Raw genomic sequence first — 4,064 nt, 5'->3', positions numbered from 1 at the left:
GTGTGGGGGTGGCAGGTCAGGTGTGGGTGATGGTGTAGACGTCGCGGCGGCGGAGCGCGTACTCGGTGGCGACCTCGGTGATGGCGTCGCGGCGGGACAGGCCGGCAGCCTCCCGCGCGGCCACCGCCGCGCGCAGGGTGTCGTCGTCGGGACGCTCCGCCGGGCGCGCCGGAGCGCCGGCCACCACCAGCGTGATCTCACCGCGGGGTTCGTTCTCGGCGGCCCAGTCGGCCAGCTCACCGAGGGGCCGGCGGACGATCTCCTCGTACGTCTTGGTCAGCTCGCGGCAGAGCGCCGCCGGCCGGTCGGTGCCGAACGCGGCGGCCAGGTCCGCCAGCGCGTCGGCGACCCGGTGCGGGGCCTCGAAGAGGACCAGGGTCCGTTCCTCGGCGGCGAGGGTCCGCAGCCGGGCCCGGCGCGACCCGGGCGTACGGGGCAGGAAGCCCTCGAAGCAGAACCGGTCGCAGGGCAGGCCGGACAGGGCCAGGGCGGTGGTCACCGCACTCGGGCCGGGTGCGGCGGTGACCGGGACGCCGGCGTCCAGGGCGGCCCGGACCAGCCGGTAGCCGGGGTCGGAGACGCTGGGCATGCCGCCGTCGGTGACCAGGGCGACCGTGTACCCGGCGGTGAGCACCTCGACCAGTTCGGGGGTACGCCGCTCCTCGTTGCCCTCGAAGTAGGAGACGATCCGCCCGGGCACACTCACCGCGAGGTCCCGGGCGAGCCGGTTCAGGCGGCGGGTGTCCTCGGCGGCGACCACGTCCGCGGTGGCCAGCACCTCGCGGAACCGGGCCGAGGCGTCGGCCGGGTTGCCCAGCGGCGCACCGAGCAGCACCAGCCGTCCCGGGTCGGACATTTCACCCACCAGCGCACGCTCCTTCATCGACGGATGTGCCGGCACCGGAGACGACGGACCCCACCGGGCACCTCCAGAGCCTACGATCGGCGGGTGACGAGTGCGTCGACAGCACAGAGCGCGAACGCGGCCGGGTCCGAGCCGGGGGCGTCCACGGAGAGCAGCCGGATTCCGGCGGTGGTCCGCCGCCGGCTGGCCACCGTCGAGACCGCACTGGACGTGAACTCCTGGGTGGCCACGATCGTGGTGGTGACCATCGCCGCCATCCTGCGCCTACTCGGCCTGAGTCACCCGCGCGGCAAGATCTTCGACGAGATCTACTACGCCCGCGACGCCTACGGGCTGATCGACAAGGGCGTCGAGTGGAACTACAAGGACAACGGCCCGTCGTACGTGGTGCACCCGCCGCTGGGCAAGTGGCTGATCGGGTTCGGCGAGTGGGCCTTCGGCTACCAGGACCAGGAGCACAACATCAGCGTGCCCGGTCACCTGGTGACCACCGCCCCGGAGTTCGGCTGGCGGATCGCCGCGGCCCTCGCCGGCATCCTGTCGGTGTTGATGTTGACCCGCATCGCGCGCCGGTTGTTCCGCTCCACCACGCTCGGCTGCGCCGCCGGCCTGCTGCTGGCGTTGGACGGCTTCCACCTGGTGCTCTCCCGCACCGCACTGCTCGACATCTTCCTGCTGCTGTTCGTGCTGGCCGCCTTCGGCGCCCTGGTGCTGGACCGGGACTCCCGGCGGCGGCGCTGGGCACGGGCGCTGGAGGGCGGGCTGGACCCGACCGCACCCGGTGCCGCCGGGCGGCCCGCCGGCGGGTGGCGTACCTGGCCGTGGTGGCGGCTCGCCGCCGGGGTACTGCTCGGCTGCGCGGTCGCGGTGAAGTGGAGCGCGCTCTACTTCGTGCCGGTGTTCGGGCTGTTGGCGTTGCTGTGGGAGGTCGGCGTCCGCCGTTCCGTCGGCGCCCGCCGGCCGTGGCGGGACGCGCTGCTGGACGAGTTGCCCTGGCTGGTGCTGGCCGGGTTGCTGCTGGTGGTGACGTACGTGGCGACCTGGTCGGGCTGGCTGCTCGGCGACAACGGCTACTACCGGTTGGCCGAGCGCTATCCGCACACGCCGGGCCTGAGCGACACCCCGGTCATCGGGGCGCTGAACAACCTGTTCCACTACCACAAGGCGGCGTTCGGCTTCCACACCACCCTGGACACCCCGCACAAGTACCAGTCCTGGCCGTGGCAGTGGCTGCTGCTCGGCCGGCCGGTGGCCTTCCACTGGACCGGGGACGGCCCCTGCGGGGCGGCGAGCTGCGCGGAGGAGATCCTGCTGCTGGGCACGCCGCTGCTCTGGTGGTCGTTCCTGCCGGCGCTGGCCGCCACGGCCTGGCTGGGCGTCGCCCGGCGCGACTGGCGGGCCGGAGCGATCCTGCTCAGCGTCGCGGCGGGGCTGCTGCCCTGGTTCTGGTTCGCCCTCGACGGCCGGACGATGTTCTCGTTCTACACCGCACCGGCGCTGCCGTTCCTGGTGCTGGCGGTGGTCTACGTGCTGGGGGCGATCGTCACGCCGACCACCCCGGACGGCCTGACGCTGGTCGACCAGGAGCGGGGGGCCGACCGGCGGCTGGTGGGTGGCGTGGTCGTCGGCGCGTACGTGCTGCTGGTGGCGCTCTGCTTCGCCTACTTCTACCCGATCTTCGTGGGCAACTCGCTGCCGTACCAGGACTGGTCCGCCCGGATGTGGTTGGACGGCCGCTGGATCTGACGGCCTGCGCGGCCGGATCAGAGACGGACACGCGGCACAAAAAGCACGCCCCGATCGCCTGCCACGGGGGAAGCGGGCGATTGGGGCGTGCAAGACAAAGCTTAGCCACGGTTGGCGACCCGCACAACGGGTCGAGTCGGGTCAGATTTCCGACGGATGCACGGTCGAGCAAAAGGTTTACATCCGGCAGCTAACGGCCTGTCATGACTGATTGACGGTGCGCCCAAAAACGGCCCGTGCCGGAGCCGGGCGACACGACCCCGATGACCATCCGAAGTGGACGGCCCCTACACTCCGCCCGGTGATCAACTTCAGACGATCAACAGCCGTCCTGACCGGGCTGCTGGCGGCGACCGCGCTCACCGGGCCGGCACCGGCCCTGGCGGACGAGGAGACACCCGCCGAGCCGCCGAAGGTCGAACTGGTGCTGGACGTCAGCGGCTCGATGCGGGCCAACGACATCGACGGACGCAGCCGCATCGCCGTGGCGCAGCAGGCGTTCAACGAGGTGGTCGACGCGCTGCCCGAGCAGACCCAGCTCGGCATCCGGGTGCTCGGCGCGACGTACCGGGGCAAGGACAAGAAGCAGGGCTGCCTGGACACCCAGCAGATCGTCCCGGTCGGCCCGGTGGACCGGGTACAGGCCAAGGCGGCGGTGGCCACCCTGCGTCCCACCGGGTTCACCCCGGTCGGGCTGGCCCTGCGCGAGGCCGCCAAGGACCTCGGCACCGGCAGCACCGCCCGGCGGATCGTCCTGATCACCGACGGCGAGGACACCTGCGCGCCGCCGGACCCCTGCGAGGTGGCCCGGGAGCTGGCCGCCCAGGGTACGAAGCTGGTGGTCGACACCCTCGGCCTGGCCCCGGACGAGAAGGTCCGCCGGCAGCTGCTCTGCATCGCCGCCGCGACCGGCGGCACGTACACCGCGGCGCAGAGCGCCGACGAGCTGACCGGCCGGATCAAGCAGCTCGTCGACCGGGCCCGGGACACCTACACGGCCACTCCCACCGTGGTCGCCGGCCGGTCCGCCTGCGACGGCGCGCCGCTGCTCGGCCCCGGCGTCTACCGCGACCGGGAGGGCTTCTCCGAGCACCGCTGGTACCGGGTGCCGGTCCGCCCCGGGCAGGAGCTGCGCGCCTCGGTCAGCGTGGCACTGGATCGACCGGTGAACCGCGACCACGGGGTGCTGCTGCGGGCCACCGCCACCGACGGCCGGGAACTGGTCCGTGGGGTGGACGCCGGCAGTGGACGTACCGACGTGGTCTCCGCCGGCCTGCGCTGGTCGGCCACCGAGGACCCGGCCGACGGGGCGGACCCGACGCCGCAGGCGAGCACCGGCACCATCGCGGCCACCACGGTCTGCCTGGTCGTCAGCAACTCCTTCGCCCCCCGCCCGGGCACCCGCGCCACCCCCGGCATGCCGGTCGAGCTGATGATCGACGTGGTCGCCTCC

The 4,064-nt window shown here is 72.9% G+C and carries 3 protein-coding genes; 2 read left to right on the top strand and 1 reads right to left on the bottom strand.

What is annotated here, in order from left to right:
- Window positions 1-16 precede the first annotated feature (16 nt).
- Window positions 17-865 (bottom strand): 16S rRNA (cytidine(1402)-2'-O)-methyltransferase, encoded by an 849-nt coding sequence (gene rsmI / locus E1166_RS29730; RefSeq protein ID WP_132343143.1) that lies wholly within the window; start codon window positions 863-865, stop codon window positions 17-19.
- An 84-nt stretch (window positions 866-949) separates the two neighbouring features.
- On the opposite strand from rsmI, the gene E1166_RS29725 reads away from it, so the two are divergent.
- Together E1166_RS29725 and E1166_RS29720 are read left to right on the top strand one after the other, a co-directional pair.
- A complete protein-coding gene (locus E1166_RS29725; RefSeq protein WP_132343142.1) occupies window positions 950-2,611 on the top strand; it encodes a phospholipid carrier-dependent glycosyltransferase in 1,662 nt (553 codons plus the stop codon).
- A 301-nt stretch (window positions 2,612-2,912) separates the two neighbouring features.
- The coding region (locus tag E1166_RS29720) for a VWA domain-containing protein (protein ID WP_132343141.1) at window positions 2,913-4,064 on the top strand (1,152 nt) is incomplete at its 3' end.

Source organism: Micromonospora sp. KC213, from assembly GCF_004348325.1.
Taxonomy (GTDB): Bacteria; Actinomycetota; Actinomycetes; order Mycobacteriales; family Micromonosporaceae; genus Micromonospora.
Note: the sequence above shows the minus strand (reverse complement) of the source record. Positions and strands in the feature narration are given on the sequence as shown.